The sequence below is a fragment of the Bartonella sp. TP genome (assembly GCF_030406085.1).
GTDB lineage: Bacteria > Pseudomonadota > Alphaproteobacteria > Rhizobiales > Rhizobiaceae > CALTWN01.
In genome coordinates, this window is sequence record NZ_CP129002.1 from 443,976 (window position 1) to 464,298 (window position 20,323).

Here is a 20,323-nt window from a genome sequence, read left to right on the forward strand (position 1 = left end):
ATGACTCTCCTTATCTATTACGCATTCTGGAACAAAGCCACACGTAAATCTTTTGCTCTATAAATTACCTCTCCATCCGCTTTTACAATGCCGTCTGCTACGCCCAACACCAATTTACCGCGCATAACTCGCTTAAAGTCAATCTCATACTCTACCAGCTTTGTAGCCGGAGTTACCATGCCTGTAAATTTTACCTCTCCTGTAGAGATCGCCCGGCCTTTGCCGCTTTCTCCAAGCCAGCCCAAATAGAAACCTGTTAGCTGCCACAGCGCATCTAAGCCTAAGCAACCAGGCATAACTGGGTCACCCAAAAAATGGCATTTGAAAAACCAAGCTTCAGGGTTAATATCAAAGCTAGCTCGGATCATACCTTTGCCGTGCTCGCCTCCGTCAATTCGTATATCATGAATACGGCTAACCATTAGCATAGGCGGGGCTGGCAGCTGCGCGTTGCCCGGGCCAAACATTTCACCCCTGGCACAGCTTAACAGCTCTTCGAAACTATAGCTAGACTTTTGTATGGTCATCATTTCTCCATTATAATTTAATAGTAGCTCTATAATAGCTAGATTATTTATTTTTTCAATAACAAACTAGTAGCGAATATACTATCTAGCCGCTAATGCAACAATTCATTATTATATACACCCCAAAGACAAGCTTGCTCTACATAGCCGCTAACCTGTGGGAAATTTACATAGCACCATTTCGTATCGCATGATTTTAATGTGGCTACTGCACCTTTTTGTATTTTTGAGATTATATAGCTAGTTTTTGCTTTACTGGCATATAACGGCACAAAAAGTCCTATTTCAGAACTCACCGGACGCACTATGGCAGTACGCGGTCCGCCCAAAAGCGCCTGATACACCCAACTAATATCCCCATCTATATCCTTAATTCTACGCCATTGCCCATATTCCTCTATAATTTCTACTGGTAAATTTTTGCGACTATAATTCCATGCAATGGCATAGTCGAAACCCGGCCCAATACGAGAATTCATTCTGGCGCTTCTAACGCTAGTAAAGCGTGGTAGCGGTAACGGTTCTGTATGGCCAAGCACTGGTAATAGTACCTCTATCGAAATAAAAATAAATAGCGTAATTCGACCAAATATAGTAATCATAATATCCCCCCCTAATTCTTACCATAACGCTGTAATAACAAAGCATATAGCACTCTTACACACTGCGCTTCGCCGCCAACCGGACAAGATGCCATTTGAGTTAAATTCCAACCATAAATATCAAAATGCACCCAAGCTTTTGCATTTTTAACGAATTTCTTAAGAAACAAAGCAGCTATTATACTGCCTGCGAACCCATCCATAGAAATATTATTCATATCCGCGACTTTAGAGCTCAAGCCATTTTCATATAAATTAGCCAATGGCAAGCGCCACATAGGGTCTTTTAGCTGTTTACTCAAATTTGCCAGATCCGCAGCCAAAGCTTCATCATCGGTAAAAAATGGTGGTATTTTGGGCCCCAAAGCTACCCGAGCAGCACCAGTTAAAGTCGCCATATCTATTAATAAATCCGGCCGCTCTTCATCTATATATGCCAAGGCATCGGCCAAAATCAAACGTCCCTCAGCGTCCGTATTGCCAATTTCTATATTCAACCCCGCCCTGCTTTGCAAAACATCGCCTGGGCGAAAAGAATTACCAGATATGGCATTTTCTACCATAGGCAGCACAACACGTAAGCGAATATTTAAATTCATCTCGATAATAAGCTTGGCTAAGGCCAATATAGTTGCCGCACCGCCCATATCCTTCTTCATCAAGAGCATATTTGACGCAGATTTTATATCTAAACCACCGCTATCAAAACATACGCCCTTGCCCACCAAAGCTACCATAGGGGCCGATTTATCCAACCCCCAGCTTAAATCTATCAATATAGGTGCGTTTTCGCTTGCCGCACGGCCAACTGCATGAACTAGCGGAAATTCACTCTGCAGCTCTTGGCCTCTTACTATCTTAATTTGCGCCTGATATCGCGCCGCAAAATTTTGAACAATGGTTGCAAAGCTTTGGGTAGATTTATGATTAGTCGGCTCATTAATCAAATCACGAGCCCAGCTTATTGCCTCATATAGCTGCTCGGTCTGCGTTATTTCCATTGGCTCGACCACCATAAGCTGGCCTTGAGGCAACGCTTCTTTTTTTTGCGTCTTATATTTATCAAATCGATAAAACCCAAGCGCAAATCCAAGATAACAGAGCGACTGCTCTTGCTCTAGATTTGCAAAATAATAGATATTTTTTGGCAAATGCTGCGCAAGAATAGCGCAAGAAAAAGGGTCATTACCCATAGCAAATAATACAGATGAAAGCTCAGATTTTTCATTAAAGACTAGCCGCCATTGGCCCACAGTTAAAGTAGACTTATTTATAGCTATTTGCTTATATTCAAAAGGCGAGAGTAATTTTGCGATATCGGTAGTTTCATCCACAAAATATATCGGTATTGCTTGCTTTAGCGCCTCGGCATTTTGCTTGATAAATATTTGCATTATTCCATCCCTTAAATTTTGCGCAATTTAACTTCTTCAACTAGATGATTATCGCCCTTACACAAAATCAATTTTGCTCTTGTTTTAGTTGGGGCTATATTTTCGCGTAGATTTTTTAGATTAATCTCTTTCCATATCGCTTTTGCTTTTGCACGCGCCTCTTCTTCACTGATATTAACATATTTTTGAAAATATGCGCCTTCTTTATTAAAAGAAGTAGCACGCAGCTGCATAAAGCGCTTGATATACCATTGCTCAATATTTGCTATTTTGGCATCTATATAAATAGAAAAGTCAAAAAAGTCGGATACAAAAGGCTTTATCGGCTTATTTTCAGCCAGATCATAAACTTGCAAAACATTTATACCTTCTACGATTAAGATATCTGGCCGATCTATAATCGCTTTTTGATCTGGCAATACATCATAGGTAAAATGCGAATATAAGGGAGCTGCTACATTCCTCTCCCCCGCCTTAATCTTAGCTAAAAATTTTAACAGGGCAGCCGTGTCATAAGAATCTGGAAAACCCTTGCGTTGCATCTTATTACGTGCGGCCAAGACAGCATTTGGGTATAAAAAACCATCTGTAGTAACAAGACTTACCGTAAATCGTGGCTGCAATCGCTGCAGTAAAATTTTTAGCATTCTTGCCATAGTCGATTTACCTACAGCTACAGACCCCGCTATGCCAATGATAAAAGGTTGTTTTGCTGGTAAGCTTCCATGAAAAAATTCGCATTGTTTTTTGCCCAAAGCTTCAAAATTTTCTATATTTATAGCCAATAATTTTACAAGCGATAAATATATGCGCTCCACTTCTTTTAGATCTATCGGGTCGCCTATCGATCTAACAGCTTCTATTTCATCACTAGTAAGCGGTACAAAAGCAGCCCCACGAAACCCCGCCCAAAGCTCAGCGCTAAAAGTTTGATATGGCAGGTAACCGCCCAGGGATAAGCCTTTATGTGCCAAATTATGTTCCATTTTGCTAAATATATGCTTTCTATATAAGTTATATTTTATTATCTTAAAAGATAAAGTTGTGTTTGAACATTAACATTATTACATATATAATTAGTAATTTCTTAATAAATTTGTAAAAGGAGCGCGGGGCCGGTGCTACATCATAACGCCAACACTATATATGGCACCACAATAATTGCTGTACGTAAAGACGGAAAGACTGTAATGGCAGGCGATGGCCAAGTTTCACTTGGCGCCACTATTATGAAAGACAACGCACAAAAAGTGCGTAGAATAGGTAAAAACGCCGACATATTGGCCGGATTTGCTGGTGCTACTGCAGACGCCTTTACTCTACTCGAGCGCCTAGAGGTGAAACTAGAGCGTTATCCAAATCAATTAAAACGCGCTTGCGTAGAGCTAGCCAAAGATTGGCGCTCTGACCGCTATCTACGCCGACTAGAAGCTATGTTATTAGTGGCCGACAAAGATGAGCTCTTGGCTCTTACTGGTGTTGGTGACGTTATAGCACCAAACGGCAATGCCATAGCAATAGGCTCTGGCGGCAATTATGCACTAGCAGCAGCAAAAGCATTGACCGATAGCGCTTTATCGGCACGCGAAATAGCGTTAAAAGCCATGGCTGTAGCAGCAGAAATATGTGTTTATACCAATAACAATTTAGTTATTGAAGCACTGGGTGAATAGGAATTATTTATGTCAAAAAATTTTACTCCACAAGAAATCGTTAATGAATTAGACAGATATATTATTGGACAAAAAGACGCAAAACGCGCTGTAGCTATAGCCCTGCGTAATCGTTGGCGCCGCAGCAAAATCCAAGGCGCCCTACGCGAAGAGATAATGCCGAAAAATATTTTAATGATTGGACCCACTGGTGTTGGCAAAACAGAAATTGCTCGCCGGTTGGCAAAGCTAGCCTCTGCACCTTTTGTTAAGGTAGAAGCAACAAAATTTACTGAAATTGGTTATGTAGGTCGCGATGTAGAGCAAATTATTCGTGACCTGGCAGAAGTTGCTGTAAATCTAGTGCGAGCAAAGCGCCGGAGTGAAGTACAAGCAAAAGCACGTAAAAATGCCTATAATAAAATTTTAGACATCTTAACCTTAAAGAGCACTTATGATGGCCGAGCAGAGCTCGAACAAATGCTATATAATGGCGATCTTGATGACACAGAGATAGAAATAGGCCTACCGCAAACAAACGCGGCAAACACTAATTTCAGCATACCTGGCATGCCAGGAGCGCAAGTTGGAATTATGAATTTAGGTGACTTGCTAGAAAAAATGGGGCAAAAGAACAAAAAAAAACGTAAAATGCTGATCAAAGACGCCTTTAAACCGCTAATTGAAGCTGAAGCAGATAACCTAATAGACAATGAAAAAATTATACAAGAAGCGCTAGCCGTAGCACAAAATGACGGCATAGTATTTATAGACGAAATAGATAAAATAGCTAGCATCGCCAGCGGGCGCTCTGCTGGAGTATCCCGCGAAGGTGTACAGAGAGATTTATTGCCATTAGTTGAAGGCACCACTGTAGCCACAAAATATGGACAGATTAAAACCGACCATATTTTATTTATAACTTCTGGCGCTTTTCATGTCGCAAAACCAAGTGATTTATTACCAGAATTGCAAGGTAGGCTACCAATTAGAGTATCGCTACAGGACCTTTCGCGCGAAGATTTTCGCAGTATTCTTACCCAAACGGAAGCCAGTCTTATAAAGCAATATATAGCACTATTGGCAACAGAAAATTTAGAATTAGAATTTGCCCCAGATGCTATAGATGCAATTGCCGATTTAGCTGTATCACTAAATGCAAATGTAGAAAATATCGGCGCACGTCGGCTGCATACGGTTTTAGAACGGGTACTAGAAGAATTATCTTTTACGGCTTGTGAAGAAGCAGGTAAAAAAGTCACCATAACAGCAGATTATGTAAATGAAAAAGTAACCGCCATAGCACAAAACTCAGACCTCTCGCGCTATATATTATAGCGCTACAGAGAATTCATCGGCCAGCTGCAGGGCCATTATTCGTGGTGGTAGTGGTAACCGTTATTTTTTCTATTTTTGTAGCTGGCACCGCTGGCTGCTGGGTTTGAATTGTTGTAGTTTTGTTTTCAATTATTACTTGATGCGGTGTATTCGTTACCATGTTATTAATTACTGGCGGCGTTACAATTCTACCAGAGCCACCCATCATATTATAATTTAAATGCTGTATAGCCCACCAAGTACCGCCTATAATTATCGTAACACAAACTACGCCAAAACCAAAAGTACCCAGGTTCCATTTAGCGTCTGGACCTTCATTTAAATGCAAAAAATAAAAAACCTGTACTAACATTTGTATTATTGCTAAGCCTAACAAATACATTATTTTACTACTTGCTGTCCATTGATGAAACAAATCCTTTAATACCGGAATAAAGGACAGCAGTGTTAATAGCACCGCTAATATAAATCCCAGTAAATAACCGGATATAGTTACACCATGTTCTGTTTTTTGCTTATTCATTACAGCACTCCCAATAAATAAACAGCTGTAAACACACCAATCCAAATAATATCTAGGAAATGCCAGAAGATAGACAGGCAAGCCAGCCGCGTTTTATTATGGTGATTTAGCCCCACATGGCCTAATTGAAAAAACATTAGGGCTATCCAAATTAAACCTGTAGTTACGTGCAGCCCATGCGTGCCCACTAACATAAAAAAAGCAGAAAAATAGGCAGATATCAAATGCGACTGATTTAATATTGGGTCATGCAAGATTTTGTATAAATGATGAAACTCATAAAGTTCCATAGCTATAAAAGAAGCGCCAAGAACAAAAGTTATGCCAAGCCATAATTTTACCTTATTTAACATTTCCTGCTTTGCACTAACCATAGCAAAACCATAAGTTATAGAAGAAAATAATAATAAAAAAGTTTCAGCCATAACAAATTTTAAATCAAAGAGCTTTTCGCCTTCTATTATGCTATTGCCATGCGGTCCACCATAATATGCCGAAGCAAATACAGCAAAATTAGCAAACAGAGTGGCAAACAAAATAAGGTCGGATAAAATATACACCCAGAACCCAAATAGCATTATAGAATCATCGTGCTCGTGGTGGTGCTCTTCTTTTTCTACCAAGCTACTCATGCCTCTACTCCTTTTGCTTGAAGTACAGAAGTAAATTCATCTTCTGTTTTTTGCACCTCTTCTGCTGGTATATAATAACCGTCATGATTACCATAAATAGAATGAGCAGCTATAGTCGCAATAAAGCCAAGCAAACACAATATAGCAAGCCACCATATATGCCAAACTAAAGCAAAACCAAGCGCTAATAATATTAAACCAGCAACAAATCCAGCACCGCTATTGGCCGGCATATGTATATCGCTAAAGCCACTGATTTGGCGCTTTACACCGCAACGCTTCATTACCCAATAAGCATCTTCATCCATAACTTGTGGAATTACCGCAAAATTATAGGCTGGAGGCGGCGAAGAAATCGACCATTCCAAAGTACGGGAATCGCGCCAAGGATCATTTTCCATTATCGGCAAGTTACCCTTATGTTTTATGCCATACCAAACCACTTCTAATATCTGCAGAACAAAACATAATATACCGATTAAGATTATACCTGCCCCAATAGCGGCAACAATAAAATATGGCTGCCAACTAGGATCGGTATAATGCTGCAAGCGACGAGTAGCCCCCATTAGCCCCAACATATATACTGGCATAAAGGCTACATAAAAACCAATAAACCAACACCAAAACGAAGCTATGCCTAAAGCGCGGTTAGGCGTTTTGCCAAATACTTTTGGAAACCAATATGCCAAACCACCAAAATAAGCAAAAACAGCACCACCAATTATTGTATGGTGAAAATGCGCTACAAGGAATAAGGAGTTATGAAACTGCCAATCGGCCGGAACAATAGACAGCAATACCCCAGTGAGACCGCCGCCTATGAATGTAAACATCATGCCAAGAGCCCAAAGCATTGGCGGCTCCAGCCTAATACGACCTTTATATATGGTAAATAACCAATTAAAAACTTTCACACCAGTTGGCACAGCTATTACCATAGTGGCTACGCCAAAAAAAGTATTTACTATTTCACCGCCGCCCATAGTAAAGAAATGATGGCCCCAAACTATTAGTGACAGCAACAAAATTACCAACACAGCCCAAACCATAGATGTATAGCCAAACAAACGCTTCGCTGAAAATACTGGAACGATTTCTGAGATCATACCAAAAGCAGGAACAACCAAAACATAAACTTCCGGATGACCAAAAATCCATGCATAATTAACCCAGACCATAGGGTTAGCGCCCCCAGTTGTAGTAAAAAAGTTAAAACCTAAATATCTGTCAGCACCCAGCAAAGCCAACGCTACAGTAAGCACTGGATATATTATTAAAATTAAAATATTAGCAACAAAAGCTGTCCAACAAAAAACTGGCATTTTAAACATGCTCATGCCTGGAGCGCGCATTTTAATAATAGTAGCAATAAAATTAACGGCCCCCATAGTAGTAGCAATACCAGAAAGCTGCAGCGACCATATATAATAATCTACACCTGTATCAGGGCTACCCGCCAAGTCAGACAATGGGGGATAAGCTAACCAACCAACGCGCGCAAAATTACCAATAGCCAATGAAATATTGATAAGCACAGCACCAGAAAAAGTTATCCAAAAACCGAGATTATTTGCAAAAGGAAAAGCCACATCGCGGGCACCAATTTGCAAAGGAATTATATAATTGAATATACCAAACAACAAAGGTGTTGCCATAAAAAATATCATTATGGTTCCGTGCGCTGTAAAAATTTGATTAAAATGGTCTGGTGGCAAATACCCAGCCGTCTCACTACCCAACGCCAAGGCTTGGTGTGTACGCATCATTAAAGCATCTGCAAAACCACGCACCAGCATTACTATGGCTAGTATGATATACATCACGCCAATACGCTTATGATCAACTGTAGTTATCCAATTTTTCCATAATGGCTTCCACCATCCCAACAAAACAACACCTGCCACTACACTAGCACCTACCACAGCAATTGCTATGCAGGTGTATAATACAATCGGTACATGCATTAATGCATAAAATGGCTGCGCATATTTATCATTTACATCTGTAAGTCTTCCAAACATTTTAGCCCACCCTTATGGATTGCGTGTTAAACAGCTGTTGTTTATTTTTTTTAAAATACATATTATTTTTCTACATAATCAGCATTAAAAACAGAGCATAATTGGCCCCAGAGCGAGCTTGCTGCATCGCGCCACATCAGCCTTTCGTTACACTCTTTGCCTTGCGCTACGCAACCGTTAACAATGCGATAGTAAAGCTCATTATCTAACTTTGCATAATAACGAATAGCACTATCTTTTTGCTTTGCCGCGACATCTTCTGCATCAGGCGCTTTGGCCAATTGCATATAATCTTCTCGACTTAATGGGGCGCCAGATTGCTTTAGCTTGTCTATCCAATTTTTAAACTCTAATTCTTTAACAGAATGCCATAAAAAATGCATATTCGCAAAGGCATCGCCACTAAAATTCGCTGAAAGTCCTGGAAACAAACCTTCCTGTTTTGCAATCAAATGCAATTTTGAGTTCATTTGCGGCATTGCATACAATACTGTACCTAATTTAGGCACCCAGAAGGCATTAATCGCATTTTGGGAAGAAAGCTGTAGAAACACCTGCCTATTAACAGGTGCATAGAGCTCATTAACTGCTGCTACGCCATATTCAGGATAGATAAAAAGCCATTTCCAGTCCAAGGCCACGGCGTCGATTTGCAGCGGCTGCTGGATACCAGCCACTGAGCTTGAAAGATTGCGCGAAGGCTCCAATTTAAAAGTATAATAACCAGTTAGAATACCTAAGATAGTTACTATAATTACTGGTATCCCCCACATAAAAACTTCAACCTTGGTGGAATGACCCCAATCGGGTAAATATTCTAGCGAGCTATTTTTGGCATTATATTTGCAAGCGAACATTACTATAGCGACCATAACAGGAATTACTACGCAAAGCATGACGGCAAGACATATCAATATCAGCATCCGCTCTTCTTCGGCCACATAACCAGCAGGGCTTAGCACTTGCCATTGACAGCCAGCTAGCAATAGCGGCAATATTAGGCACAACAAAACCCGCCCATATCTCGTATAATTGTTCATTCCCACCTCTCTACGCATCATGTTTAGCTATGAGGATATCATTAAATAATAACAACCCTACCTCATATTAAAAGCCTGCGCAAGTATTATAATAATGTTTTGACGGGATTAAGTTAATTTTTCTAAAATAAAATCAAGCGCATATAGATAGCCTCTAGCGCCACACCCACTAATCACAGCATCGGCTCGCTGAGCGCAATAGGAATGCTGTCGAAAACTCTCTCTTTGATAAATATTAGAGATATGCACTTCGGCCACAGGGCCAGAAAATATTTGCAGTGCATCCAAAATAGCTATAGAGGTATGGCTATAAGCGGCAGCATTTATTACTATGCCTGCCGCATCTGTGCATGCGCTATGAATAAAGCTTACTATATCTCCTTCATTATTACTTTGCAAAAAACGCAGTCTGTAGTTAGAAGATTGTAATTTTTGTGCACATAAAAGCTCAATACTTTGCAAAGTACGAACCCCATAGATCTCAGATTCACGCTGGCCGAGCATATTTAAATTTGGCCCATTTATTACATAAATATATTGCATTGCTCTCTCCTGCTAATATTATTGAATTTGACTAATGTCAAAAAGCTGCGCATTGGTCTGTAGATCTCCCAATAAATTATTATCGGTAGCTGTAATGATAATTTGCCCTTCATAACCTTGCAGCTTAGCCAAAAAAGATGTTTTATTGACGATATCTAAATAAGCGACTAATTCATCAAATAACAATATAGGCGCCATACCGGAAATTTGCTTTGTTAATTCCGCTTGGGCCAAAATAAGATTTAGTAGCAAAGCTTTTTGCTCGCCGCTTGAACATAATTCTGCGCTCATATTTTTTTCGGCATGTTTTATACAAAAATCGCTCCGATGCGTGCCAGTAGAGCAGCGTCTCATGGCGCGATCTTGCATTCTACTATCATGCAAAAGTTGCTGCATATTTGCTTCGGCATCTTCAGCTTTATATCTCAGCAGCTGTGCTTCAATTTCACCTTTAATAGAAAGAGCTGCCTTTATAGCAAGCTGATCGCTCATCCTCGCCAAAGTCTCTGCAAGTTTGGTCACAAAATTATTACGCGCCTGCGCAATAATTACTGCAAGCCTGGCCATATTAGCCTCATAAGAATCTAGCGCGGCTTCATCTAAGCTAGGCTCTTGCAAGGTATAATTACGTGCTAGCATCAATTTTTCATAATCCCGTACCGCAGCACCATGCCGCGGCGTTATGGATAACACAAGACGGTCCAAAAAGCGCCTTCTGTCACTATAAGGGCCAATAAATAGTTTGTCCATCAACGGCGTTAACCAACTTATGCGACAATATTGCGTAAGCTCATCTATAAGAACCGCCTGAGAATTTATATGAACCTGCCGCCTGGCACTAGCTGGTCGTAGCCCTGTACCAATGTTAACCTCTCCATAATCTTGATTCGCCAAACTAGCATTGATAACAAAATTATCATTGCCGCCAATAGCACACATCTGCTTGTACGTAGCACGGCGCAAACCACGACCTGGCGAAAGCAGAGAAATAGCTTCTAACAAATTTGTTTTACCACAACCATTCGCTCCATGCAAAATAATGCAGGAGCTATCAAAATCAAAAGAAGCGTCGCTATAATTTCGATAAGAGAATAGCTTTAATTTGGTTAAGCGAATTTTGGCAATAATCAGGCCTCGATCCAAATTTAAAGGCGCATTGGCATTAAAATATATAAAATAGTTGTTTTTTCGCCATCACGCATAACACAAGGTGAAGAAGAATTTGAAAAAGAAAATATAATATTTTCTTGCGTAAACTGACTAGCTTCATCGAGCAGATATTTAGCATTAAAGCCAATTTCCAAAACCTCACCGCGATAATGGCAGTTCAAACAATCCTCAGCACTATCAGCATCTAAAGATTCCATGCTTAGCCGCAAATTATCCATGTCTAAATCAAACTTTAACGCTCTAGCATAGTCATTTGACACCACAGAAACACGCCCAACAGAAGCTATAAATTCTTCTCTGTCTACAGTTAAAAACTTATCATGATCACTAGGTATAATTTTTTCATAATCAGGAAATTGTCCATCTATCAGCTTAGAAACTAACGAGAGATCTCCGACAGTAAAGCCGATTTTAGTTTCGCAAATATCTATAGCAATATCTTGAGCAAAGCCTTCTGCCAACATCTTTTGCATTTCCAATACAGCTTTACGCGGAATAATAAGGCCAGGCATCTCCAGACTGTTGTCCGGAGCCGCAAGCTCTCCTACACTCAAGCGATGACCATCTGTTGCCACTAAGCGCAACATAGGCACATCATCCTTATTTCGTACTATATGCATGTAAATACCGTTCAAACAATAGCGCGTTTCATCTGTTGAGATAGCAGATTGCGTAGCGTTTAAAATTGGCCGCAACTCTTTTGCTGAAAGGGTAAAGCTATGTTGCCATTCTACCGATTTCGAATCAGGAAAATCGCTAGCAGGCAAAGATTGCAGCTTATAATTCACACGCCCAGAAATTATTCTGACTTGACCATTATCGTTATTAAGCTCAATTTTAACCTCTGCGCCAGCTGGCAAACGACGAATCACATCATATAATAAATAGGCTGGCACCGTTGCACTGCCAGGCTGCTCGATATTAGCAGCCAGCTCTTCGCTAACTTGTAATTCTAAATCCGTAGCTTTTAATTGTATAAGCTCGCCATTTGCTTTAATCAGGACATTACCTAAAATAGAAGCAGTATTGCGTCGGTCCACGATACGGTAAACATGACCTAGGCTTTTCAAAAAATTATTGCGATCTACACTTATACGCATCATACCCCCATTAACCAAACATACACCATTATATTAGCAAAGCTATTTTTTTACAAGGCAGATTCATTTATTAAGCGCTTTAACAATTCCAATTCCTGCGCAAAATTACTATCTTCTGCTAAACAAGTTTCAATTTTACGCACTGCATGCAAGACCGTAGTGTGATCGCGGCCCCCAAAGCGCCGCCCAATCTCTGGCAATGAACGAGGTGTTAGGTTTTTTGACAAATACATGGCGATTTGCCGTGGTTTTACAATTGTACGCACCCGACGTGAAGATAACAAATCTTGCTTGGAAAGACTGTAATGACGAGCGACCGCGCGCTGTATATCTTCAATACGCACGCGCTTTGTGTCGCTTATTTGCATGTTTGTACCTAGAACTTCGTCAATTTTCTCGATAGATAACTCGCCCTCAAAAGATTGACGAAATAGAATTTGGTTAAACACGCCTTCAACATCGCGACCCGAACCACGAAGGTTTTGGGCTATATAAAATAACTTTTCCTCATCCAGCTTAAGCTGCGGTTTGCTATGCTGCGCGATTCTTAATTTATTCTTCAACATCGCAAAGCGCATTTCGCAATCTGGATAATCAATCGCAATAATTACCCCGCTTTGCAAACGCGATTTTACACGCGAATCTAAGGATTCTAGCTCCGCTGGGGGACGGTCGGCTGCAACTACAACTTTCTTAGAGCTATCAATTAACATGTTCAATAAATGACAAAATTCATTTTGTATGGTTTTACCCTGCAAAAACTGTAAATCGTCAATAATAAGCAGATTTATATCGCGTAATTGTTCTTTTAGCGACAAAGCGTTGTTGTCTCTAATTGCCGTAGCAAAACGCCACATAAAACATTCTGCTGTTAAATATACAACCTTATTATAAGCTTTATTGACCTGCGCTTTTGCAGCTATGGCTTGCAGTAAATGCGTTTTACCAAGGCCAACATCGCCATGTAAGACTAACGGGTTTAGCTGTGTATGCTCTGAACCAGCATCTGCTACGGTACGAGCCGCAGCCAAGGCTAAACGATTCGATGCACCCTCAACAAAATTTTCAAAACTATAACGAAGGTCTAAAGGAGAGCCCACTAATAAGTTTTTTCGTATCTTTGACGTTGCTACTTTATCTGCCTTATTTGAAAAAAACTCTGTATTAGCAGCAACTGGCAAAGCTTGCGGCAGAACAGCCTTTTGCACTCTTGGCTGTACAAAAAATTCTACCCGCAACACATTACTATCTTCTTGCTGCCACAAATTTAATAATAAATCTGCGTAATGCCCACTAATCCAAGATTTTAAAAAAGCCGTGGGAACAGAAAATTTAACCACACATGCTTCTAGCTGTATAAAATGCAATTTACTAAACCAGCTATTAAAGGTTTCAACACCTATATGCGCCCTAACCTTTGCCATAACCCGGTCAAATATTGGCGAAATTTGCCCACTACTCTCTTCATTATTAGCATCTAAATTAGACAAATCTATATCGATATTTTTTTTGCTTAACATTCAAAAACCATATTTTAAAATCACAATCTGACGCAAACCAATAAGCACGAAGTAAAATTACAACAACAAATCTTGATGCCTATTTACAAAACCATTATGACTAAACATACAGGGAAAATATTTAAATATGCAATAGGTGAAAATTGCAAAATCTATTATGCAAAAAAATAATAAACGGCCCGAACTGCCTAGAAAAACAGAAAATTTTACCAGTTAATTAGCCAAGAAATATCAGTTAAAAAAAAGTTAAAAAAATTGCTTGACATAAACAAAACCCTAGTAACGCTAACAGACGATAATTTGACTGTCTCGAGATTAACCATATGAAAAAGAATCAAGAATTTTTTGCTAAAAACAAAAAACGCACCCTAAATAGAGTGCGTTTTCTAAATGCTTAATATAAAAAATTAAAAACTTTAAGCCAACAGAGCCTTGCAGCGCTTAGTAAGGCGCGAAACCATACGCGAAGCTGTGTTTTTATGCATCACACCCTTTGTAGCTGCACGCATAATTTCCGGCTCTGCTGCCTTTAGCGCATCAGCCGCAACAGTAGCATCCCCAATCGCAAGAGCATGCTGCACTTTACGAATAAAAGTACGAACTCGTGATTTACGAGATTTATTAACTTCTGTACGAGCACTAATCTTACGCGCCGCCTTTTTAGCCGAAGCTGTATTAGCCATGAATTATCCCTTTTAAAAATAAATATATCACAATATGTATAGCTTAAGCTGGTCTACACGTCAATTATTTTTTACAATACACAAACAATTAATTTGCTAAATTGCGCAAAACATACTGCAAAATGCCACCATTATGCAAATAATCCAATTCATCTAGCGTATCTACCCGCACCAATAGTTTGATATTTTTGACATTACCATTTGGATAAACTAGCTTGGCTATTGCTATGTCGCGCGGTTTAAGACTGGCAACATTTTCAATAGTCACAGTTTCGTCACCTTTTATAGCAAGTGAATTTATATCCTCATTTCCTGTAAACATAAAAGGCACAATTCCCATACCAACCAAATTTGACCGATGAATACGCTCAAAAGATTTAGCAACAACCGCACGCACGCCAAGCAGATTTGGCCCCTTCGCCGCCCAATCGCGTGAAGAGCCATTGCCATATTCTAGCCCTGCAAAAACAACCGTAGGCACTTTTGCATCTTGGTAACGCATAGCAGCATCAAAAATAGACATTTTTTCACCGCTAGGCTGATATAATGTATTGCCGCCTTCTTCACCGCCAAACATAAGATTCTTTATTCTTATATTAGCAAAAGTTCCGCGCATCATCACTTCATGATTACCACGGCGGGTTCCATATTGGTTAAAATCTTTGGCACTTACACCATGGGCTAACAAATATTTTCCGGCAGGAGACGTAGCTTTAATAGCGCCAGCAGGAGAAATGTGATCTGTCGTTATTTTATCGCCAAATAAACCCAATATACGAGCATTTACTATATCCTCTATCGCTTTTGGCTGCTTACCCATACCCTGAAAATACGGCGGATTACGCACGTAGGTTGATTTGTCATCCCAGCTATAGGTTTCGCCTTGCGGCACCTGCACAGCTTGCCAATTTTGGTCCCCCTTGAATACATCTGAATATTTTTCGGTAAACATTTTACGGGTAACATTCGCTTCAATAAAACTTTGAATTTCTTGCGAGGTTGGCCAAATATCACGCAAATAGACCGAAACACCGTTATTACCGACCCCTATTGGTTCATTGGTTAAATCCTTGCGCACCGTACCCGTTAGCGCATAAGCTACCACGAGCGGTGGCGAAGCCAGGTAATTTGCCTGGACATCGGGTGAAACCCGGCCTTCAAAATTTCTATTGCCAGACAATACAGCCGAAGCTATTATACCATTATCATTAATAGATTTAGAAATAGCAGGCGGCAAAGGCCCCGAATTACCAATACAAGTAGTGCAGCCAAAGCCAACTAAATTAAACCCTAACTCATCTAAATATTCTTGCAATCCCGACTTAGCCAAATAAGCTTCTACGACCTTCGAACCAGGAGCAAGAGAGGTTTTAACCCAAGGCTTAACCTGCAGGCCAGCCTTCACAGCATTACGAGCAAGCAACCCAGCAGCTATAAGCACACTGGGATTAGACGTATTTGTGCATGAGGTAATCGCGGCAATTACCACATCGCCATCGCCAAGGTCAAACTCTTCACCCTCAACCTGGATTCGCGCATTAATATCGCCAGTTTTCTTATATTCAGCGCTCCAAGCTTGCGTAAACCCTGTATTGATATCCTGCAAAGCTAACCGGCCCTCCGGACGCTTTGGCCCAGCCATTGAAGGCACAACATCGCCCATATCTAACTCTAGCACTGAGCTAAATACTGGTTCGACTGTTTGTTCATTGCGCCACATGCCCTGTATTTTTGCATAAGCTTCTGTCACGGCGATTCTGTCCTCGTCACGACCTGTCATATGCAAATAACGAATCGTTTCTTCATCAATAGGAAAAAACCCACAAGTAGCACCATATTCTGGACTCATATTACCGATAGTAGCCCTGTCCGCCAAAGTTATATTGTCCAAGCCGGGACCAAAAAACTCTACAAATTTGCTAACTACGCCGTGCTTGCGCAGCATTTGAGTAACGGTTAATACCAAATCTGTCGCGGTCACACCTTCTTTTAAGCGTCCTGTTAGTTTAAAGCCTACTACCTCGGGCAATAGCATAGATACGGGCTGGCCCAACATGGCGGCCTCTGCTTCAATTCCACCAACACCCCAACCTAAAACGCCCAAACCATTAACCATCGTTGTATGCGAATCGGTACCTACACATGTATCGGGATATAATATTTTTTCTTCACCATCTTCCTTCAGGAAAACACATTGAGCCAAATATTCTAAATTCACTTGATGGCAAATACCAGTGCCAGGAGGCACAACGCGAAAATTCCGAAAAGCGCTTTGACCCCATTTTAAAAAGCGATAGCGCTCAATATTTCTTTCATATTCTAATTCTACATTGTGACGAAAAGCGTCTGGATTACCGAAATCATCTACAATGACAGAGTGATCTATTACCAAATCCACTGGTACCAACGGGTTGATTTTTTGCGGATTATCGCCCAACGCCACCATCGCGTCACGCATAGCGGCTAAATCGACCACTGCGGGCACGCCAGTAAAATCTTGCATCAATACCCGACTAGGGCGGTAAGCAATTTCCGCGCCTTTACTGCCTTTATCTACCAGCCAAGCTACCACATTTTCAATATCAGTTTTTTTTACGCTGCGACCATCCTCAAATCTTAATAGATTTTCCAGCAGCACCTTCATGGAAAAAGGCAAATTCGAAATTCCACTCAAGCCATTCTTCTCTGCTTCCGGCAGACTATAATATGTGTATGACTGGCCATTAACCTCTAGAGTTTTGCGGCATTTAAAGCTATCGATATTCACCACGTTCTTATCCTTAGATTGTTTTTATTTCTACATGCAGATTATTGCATAAATAATATACTATAAAGTTATTGTCTATGCTAAAATAACACAAATATTTTTTTACACAAATAATAATTAGGTAGTGCCTATATGCGCCTGATAGCAGAGAAACTAAGTGCGACTCGCAATGGCGTTGTATTATGGCAGAATATTAATTTCTGCTTAAAGCAAGGCCAATTGTTACAAATCTTGGGCAGCAATGGCATTGGTAAATCAAGTTTCTTGCGCGCTATAATTGGCCTGCATAAATTACATGAAGGACAGATAAAGCTAGCGCTGAACAATCGTCAAGCCGAGATTGCTGATTATTGCCATTATTTAAACATAACTCCCGCAATGAAGGGATTGTTGACCGTAGAGGAAAATTTATTGCTTTGGCAAAATCTGCTGCATGGTACAACCGAGCGCTATGATAGCATAATCGATAAATTAGAATTATATAGCTTAAAACATTACCGCTTTGGCGAATTATCAGCAGGACAACAACGCCGCGTTGCTTTGGCTAGATTATGGCTAGCGCCACGACCAGTATGGATTTTAGACGAGCCCTTTTTGTACCTGGACCGCTATTATACAAACTTAAGCAAGCAGCTCTTACACGAACATTTAAAAAATGGCGGTATTATCATAATGGCTTCGCATGAAAACGAGGAATTAAGGGATTGTCAATATTTAAATCTACTCAACTATGTCTAAAATCGCTATATTATTCTATAATACTAACCTGGCGAAATAGCAGCGAATTTACCAGCGGACTGCTTTTTTTTCTGATGCTTGTTAGTTTATTTTGCTTAAGCATGCAGGCAAAACTTATGCCGCAGTTGAATTTATTGTGGATAGCGGTAATTTTTGCTAATTTACTAGGTCTACGCGATTTATTTGCAGCCGATAAAGAAGATGGCAGCCTAGATATAGTTTTATTACAACCAAGAATGGCTTTGTTATTCTACATCTATAGTAAATTATTGCGACATATTTTAACTAATATTTTACCAATAATATTAATCTACCCCTTAGCCGGGGTCATGTTACATTTGCCGCTGCAAATCATAATAACCAGCGCAATTACCTGCTTTATTTCTAGCTTATCCATAAGCTTCTTGGGCAGTTTAAGCGCTGCTATTAATTTAATGGCCAAACCCAGTGCGTTTTTAAATTTTATAATTATTTTACCCTTTAGCGCCCCCATATTTATCTTTGCCCTTAGTACAGATACAGCAGTTTTGCAGCATAATAGCTCCACCGTGCCAATATTATTTCTTATTGCTTTAACCCTTCTATTTGCTATAATTGGCCCCATAGGCGCTAGCCTAATATTGAGATATGTACATGACTAATTTTACGCGCTATATTGCGCACATTCTTACCAGGCTACAGTCTATAGCTCTGTGGCTTTTGCTACCCGCATTAGTAATTGCAGCTTTTTTTATTGCCCAGGCGCCACAAGATTATCAACAACATGAATTAGTGAAGCTATTATATCTACATGTCCCATGCGCTTGGCTTTCGCTACAATGCTATGCCGTAATGTGCTTAGCAGCTTTATTATTTTTATTTTCTAACCATTCTTTTTACGGCGCTGCCTTAAAAGCTATGGCACCTATTGGTGCGTTTTTTACGCTACTCACCTTGATTTGCGGTTCGTTATGGGGGGCAAAAACTTGGGGCAGCTGGTGGGAGTGGGATGCCCGCTTGGTCAGTGAACTAATATTATTTTTTATCTATTGTGCTATTAGCGCACTTAGCAACAGTTTTCGCCAAGACGAAAAAGCTGATTATGCTTGCTCTATTCTAACGCTCATAGGTTCTATCAATTTACCTATCATCAAATTTTCAACCCAATGGTGGCATAGTTTACATCAAAATTCTACAATCCATCTGCTCGGCCACAGTTCACTAGCACCTGGTATGATGCATGCTCTGCTTAGCATGCTTGCTAGTTTCAATCTTATAGCAATAATCTTATATAGCTTGGCGCTGCAAATAGAATTACTAACTAGAGCCTATAAAAAAAGAGCGCAGATACGGCTAAGACTAAGCTATAAAAGGGAGCAAAAATATGCTAGACAAGCTAAGCAATAGCGCCACAATAGAGACTTGCTACGCTATTGTTGCAACAACAATCTTAGGTGTTTTAAGCTATTATCTTGCCAAGCGTTGCCGAATAAAAAAATGGCAATTACGCTTTGCCAAAACTAAATAGTTTTGCGTCGTTTAAGTTGATTCGGATGAAAAGCCAATTTGGCGTGATAAGGGCAATAAGAGCTAGCTTTATCGGCGCTATGGCCGCAAAAATAAAATTCCCCCTCGTCACTAGCCTCTACAGGCCATTTACATTTATATTCATTTAGCTCCAATAAAGTAAGCTTTAGCGGTTCTGGAGCCTGCCCCTCTTCTTCTGGTGCTTCGCCAGCCGCTTGCGCTAGATTCGAGGCGGCTTTTTCTAATTGTTTTACACTTTCTTGAAAACCATCAAGTGCCGTTGTTTTATTTTTAGCAGCTGCGCGTGAGACCAATGATTTCTTAGCAGGCTCGATTTCTAATTCATTTTGCGGCATATTCGCCCCCAGACTAGTTTGTTTATCTAACTTAGACAATTTCATCCTATTTGCCTTGCCAATAACAGCATTGCGACTAATTATACCCAAGATACTAGCTATTTGCTGGGCTGTAAGGCCAGAGCCCCATAATTCCCTCAAATGCTTAATTTGAGCCGGTGTCCAAACCATGCTTCATATCCTTTCAAATATTACAGCCCAGCATACG

At 40.2% G+C, this 20,323-nt stretch carries 20 protein-coding genes; 5 read left to right on the forward strand and 15 right to left on the reverse strand.

What is annotated here, in order from left to right; all coding sequences use genetic code 11:
* Positions 1 to 17: 17 nt before the first annotated feature.
* The 4 genes from fabA to coaA form a co-directional block, all read right to left on the reverse strand.
* Positions 18 to 527 (reverse strand): 3-hydroxyacyl-[acyl-carrier-protein] dehydratase FabA, encoded by a 510-nt coding sequence (gene fabA / locus QVL57_RS02250; protein WP_290077373.1) that lies wholly within the window; start codon positions 525 to 527, stop codon positions 18 to 20.
* A gap of 92 nt (positions 528 to 619) precedes the next feature.
* Entirely contained in the window at positions 620 to 1,129 is a 510-nt protein-coding gene (locus tag QVL57_RS02255; protein WP_290077162.1) for an SH3 domain-containing protein, read from the reverse strand.
* An 11-nt stretch (positions 1,130 to 1,140) separates the two neighbouring features.
* Entirely contained in the window at positions 1,141 to 2,523 is a 1,383-nt protein-coding gene (locus QVL57_RS02260; RefSeq protein ID WP_290077164.1) for a leucyl aminopeptidase family protein, read from the reverse strand.
* Between the two features lie 11 nt (positions 2,524 to 2,534).
* Positions 2,535 to 3,509, reverse strand: coding sequence for a type I pantothenate kinase (gene coaA, locus QVL57_RS02265; RefSeq protein ID WP_290077166.1), 975 nt, complete (start codon positions 3,507 to 3,509; stop codon positions 2,535 to 2,537).
* Between the two features lie 132 nt (positions 3,510 to 3,641).
* Here coaA and hslV point away from each other — a divergent pair, with 132 nt between their 5' ends.
* Both hslV and hslU read left to right on the forward strand, forming a co-directional pair.
* Positions 3,642 to 4,196, forward strand: coding sequence for an ATP-dependent protease subunit HslV (gene hslV, locus QVL57_RS02270; RefSeq protein ID WP_290077168.1), 555 nt, complete (start codon positions 3,642 to 3,644; stop codon positions 4,194 to 4,196).
* Between the two features lie 9 nt (positions 4,197 to 4,205).
* The gene (gene hslU / locus QVL57_RS02275; protein ID WP_290077170.1) at positions 4,206 to 5,513 is read left to right on the forward strand and encodes an ATP-dependent protease ATPase subunit HslU; all 1,308 of its coding nucleotides are present in this window, start codon (positions 4,206 to 4,208) and stop codon (positions 5,511 to 5,513) included.
* Between the two features lie 13 nt (positions 5,514 to 5,526).
* Here the strand turns inward: hslU and cyoD are convergent, their stop codons facing one another.
* The 10 genes from cyoD to acnA all read right to left on the reverse strand — a co-directional run bounded on the left by cyoD (position 5,527) and on the right by acnA (position 17,518).
* A complete protein-coding gene (gene cyoD / locus QVL57_RS02280) occupies positions 5,527 to 6,036 on the reverse strand; it encodes a cytochrome o ubiquinol oxidase subunit IV (RefSeq protein ID WP_290077173.1) in 510 nt (169 codons plus the stop codon).
* The gene (gene cyoC, locus QVL57_RS02285) at positions 6,036 to 6,668 is read right to left on the reverse strand and encodes a cytochrome o ubiquinol oxidase subunit III (RefSeq protein ID WP_290077175.1); all 633 of its coding nucleotides are present in this window, start codon (positions 6,666 to 6,668) and stop codon (positions 6,036 to 6,038) included. Before cyoC ends, cyoD begins: the two co-directional genes overlap by 1 nt.
* A complete protein-coding gene (gene cyoB / locus QVL57_RS02290) occupies positions 6,665 to 8,692 on the reverse strand; it encodes a cytochrome o ubiquinol oxidase subunit I (protein ID WP_290077177.1) in 2,028 nt (675 codons plus the stop codon). The genes cyoC and cyoB overlap by 4 nt, the downstream gene beginning before the upstream one ends.
* Positions 8,693 to 8,754: 62 nt before the next feature.
* Complete coding sequence (gene cyoA / locus QVL57_RS02295) at positions 8,755 to 9,732, reverse strand: ubiquinol oxidase subunit II (protein ID WP_290077179.1); 978 nt, start codon at positions 9,730 to 9,732, stop codon at positions 8,755 to 8,757.
* Positions 9,733 to 9,840: 108 nt separating this feature from the next.
* Entirely contained in the window at positions 9,841 to 10,275 is a 435-nt protein-coding gene (gene aroQ, locus QVL57_RS02300) for a type II 3-dehydroquinate dehydratase (RefSeq protein ID WP_290077180.1), read from the reverse strand.
* 18 nt (positions 10,276 to 10,293) lie between these two features.
* Positions 10,294 to 11,418, reverse strand: a complete 1,125-nt coding sequence (gene recF, locus QVL57_RS02305) for a DNA replication/repair protein RecF (protein ID WP_290077182.1) — start codon at positions 11,416 to 11,418, stop codon at positions 10,294 to 10,296.
* Positions 11,419 to 11,420: 2 nt separating this feature from the next.
* Positions 11,421 to 12,548, reverse strand: coding sequence for a DNA polymerase III subunit beta (gene dnaN / locus QVL57_RS02310; protein ID WP_290077184.1), 1,128 nt, complete (start codon positions 12,546 to 12,548; stop codon positions 11,421 to 11,423).
* A gap of 47 nt (positions 12,549 to 12,595) precedes the next feature.
* Entirely contained in the window at positions 12,596 to 14,065 is a 1,470-nt protein-coding gene (gene dnaA, locus QVL57_RS02315; RefSeq protein WP_290077185.1) for a chromosomal replication initiator protein DnaA, read from the reverse strand.
* A gap of 416 nt (positions 14,066 to 14,481) precedes the next feature.
* On the reverse strand, positions 14,482 to 14,748 hold the full coding sequence (gene rpsT, locus QVL57_RS02320) for a 30S ribosomal protein S20 (protein WP_290077186.1): 267 nt from the start codon (positions 14,746 to 14,748) through the stop codon (positions 14,482 to 14,484).
* An 88-nt stretch (positions 14,749 to 14,836) separates the two neighbouring features.
* Positions 14,837 to 17,518 (reverse strand): aconitate hydratase AcnA, encoded by a 2,682-nt coding sequence (gene acnA / locus QVL57_RS02325; RefSeq protein WP_290077188.1) that lies wholly within the window; start codon positions 17,516 to 17,518, stop codon positions 14,837 to 14,839.
* A 129-nt stretch (positions 17,519 to 17,647) separates the two neighbouring features.
* Between acnA and ccmA the strand changes: the two genes are divergently transcribed.
* The 3 genes from ccmA to ccmC are packed head-to-tail and all read left to right on the forward strand — an operon-like array spanning position 17,648 to position 19,639.
* Positions 17,648 to 18,253 carry a heme ABC exporter ATP-binding protein CcmA gene (ccmA, locus tag QVL57_RS02330; RefSeq protein ID WP_290077190.1) on the forward strand — a complete coding sequence of 202 codons (606 nt, stop codon included), beginning with the start codon at positions 17,648 to 17,650 and terminating at the stop codon, positions 18,251 to 18,253.
* Positions 18,220 to 18,894, forward strand: a complete 675-nt coding sequence (locus QVL57_RS02335; RefSeq protein WP_290077192.1) for a heme exporter protein CcmB — start codon at positions 18,220 to 18,222, stop codon at positions 18,892 to 18,894. Before ccmA ends, QVL57_RS02335 begins: the two co-directional genes overlap by 34 nt.
* Positions 18,887 to 19,639, forward strand: coding sequence for a heme ABC transporter permease CcmC (gene ccmC, locus QVL57_RS02340; RefSeq protein WP_290077193.1), 753 nt, complete (start codon positions 18,887 to 18,889; stop codon positions 19,637 to 19,639). The genes QVL57_RS02335 and ccmC overlap by 8 nt, the downstream gene beginning before the upstream one ends.
* 113 nt (positions 19,640 to 19,752) lie before the next feature.
* Here the strand turns inward: ccmC and QVL57_RS02345 are convergent, their stop codons facing one another.
* A complete protein-coding gene (locus QVL57_RS02345; protein ID WP_290077195.1) occupies positions 19,753 to 20,286 on the reverse strand; it encodes a GcrA family cell cycle regulator in 534 nt (177 codons plus the stop codon).
* Positions 20,287 to 20,323: the final 37 nt, after the last annotated feature.